Annotated in this window: 2 protein-coding genes; both read left to right on the top strand. The window is 65.5% G+C overall.

Annotated features, from left to right (window positions below):
• Positions 1 to 83 precede the first annotated feature (83 nt).
• Complete coding sequence (locus O9335_RS13895; protein ID WP_298389117.1) at positions 84 to 899, top strand: HipA domain-containing protein; 816 nt, start codon at positions 84 to 86, stop codon at positions 897 to 899.
• Between the two features lie 191 nt (positions 900 to 1,090).
• Complete coding sequence (locus tag O9335_RS13890) at positions 1,091 to 1,429, top strand: RHS repeat-associated core domain-containing protein (protein ID WP_298389115.1); 339 nt, start codon at positions 1,091 to 1,093, stop codon at positions 1,427 to 1,429.
• The last annotated feature ends 138 nt before the right edge of the window (positions 1,430 to 1,567 follow it).

Below are 1,567 nucleotides of genomic sequence, written 5' to 3'. Positions count from 1 at the left end.
GACTGGCCTGGCCGTGTATGCCGCCGCCCTGACTCGGCCGACGCTCGGATCGCCTCAGGGCTCGGCAACTTGATCACCGCCCAATCCCCCGCCACTTCAACACCGCCTGTTCGGGTGGAACTGGATTTTGCAAGTCCGACTATGTCATCGAGCGATTCGATCGCCAGTTCGACCGCGTCGACTTCGCCCCCGAGACTGCCGCCCGGGCACCTGCCGTGCAGCGGGTGCACGTCATCGACGCGTGCCAGCTTCTCAACAAGTCACGCATGTTCAAGTACGGCGCCGGCGTTGAGGTGCTGCGCGAGTTGTCGCAGGCTTGTGCGGACCAGCTCACCACGCCGGTGTTGCTGTTCCGTTGGTTGGTGTTCAACCTGCTGGTGGCCAACGACGACTGCCACCTGAAAAACCTGTCCTTCTTGGTCACACCGGGCCGCGTGGACCTCGCGCCGCACTACGACCTGCTGGCCACCGGGGTCTATCACACCCGAGCCTTGGCGGACGAGCAGGGGCGCTGGCCGGCGGTGCCTTTGGCCGTGCACCTGTCGCCGGAAGTTGGGCGCTTTGACCAGGTCACGCCAGCAGCGGTGCTGGCCGCGGCAGCCACGCTGGGCGTGCCGGAAACACTCGCCCGCAGGACCGTTCGCGATGTGGTGACCAGGGTGTTGGAGGCCTTCGATGCGCTGTACGCCGAGCACATCCCGCAAGAGCAGGGCTTGATGCCGCAACTGAAGGCCAAGCAGTTCAAGGAGTTGAAGTTCGACGCCCTGGAGGACTCGGACAAGGCGGTACCGGATGAAGCGGCTGCCGACATTCCAGCCCAGGAGCGAGCCCAGCATCGAAAGCTTCTTCGCGTGCTGCGTCACATCGTCTTGCCGGACATGGTGAGCAGGGTCTGTTGACGCTCGCGCACAACCGACCCAAGGCGGCGAGGGCGGCCATCGCTGCTGACCCCAGCATCAGATCTCTCGCGACAAGGTCGGTTTGACCTGAGGGGTCTGCCGGGTGGCGTCGCGCAGCTCGACGGCACTCACGCCACACGAAACATGGAGGCCCCTCGTCGTTTCGTGCCGAGGTCGTACGCAGCGGCGCCGTGCTGGCCCGCTACGACTTTGCGGGCGACGAGCCCGTGGCGCTGTGGAGCGCCGAAGACGGCGCGCAACTGCTGCACGCCGACGCCCTGGGCTCGGTGGTACTCACCACCAACGCCGACGGCAGCGTGCAAAGCGAGGTGCTGTTTGACGCCTGGGGCCAGCCTTACCTCAAGCGCGGCAGCAGCAGCAACAAATTCGGTTTCACCGGGCACCCGATGGATGCCGAGACCGGGCTGCACTACTTCAAGGCCCGCTACTACGACCCCGAGCTGGGCCGCTTCATCAGCCAAGACCCGGCCGAAGGGCAGGAGCTGAGGCCGGCGTCGTTCCAGAAGTAGTCGGACTTGCAAAATCCATTTCCACCCGAACAGGCGGTGTTGAAGTGGCGGGGGATTGGGCGGTGATCAAGTTGCCGAGCCCTGAGGCGATCCGAGCGTCGGCCGAGTCAGGGCGGCGGCATACACGGCCAGGCCAGT

This window comes from Inhella sp., assembly GCF_027532025.1.
Classification (GTDB): Bacteria; Pseudomonadota; Gammaproteobacteria; order Burkholderiales; family Burkholderiaceae_C; genus Inhella.
Note: the sequence above shows the minus strand (reverse complement) of the source record. Positions and strands in the feature narration are given on the sequence as shown.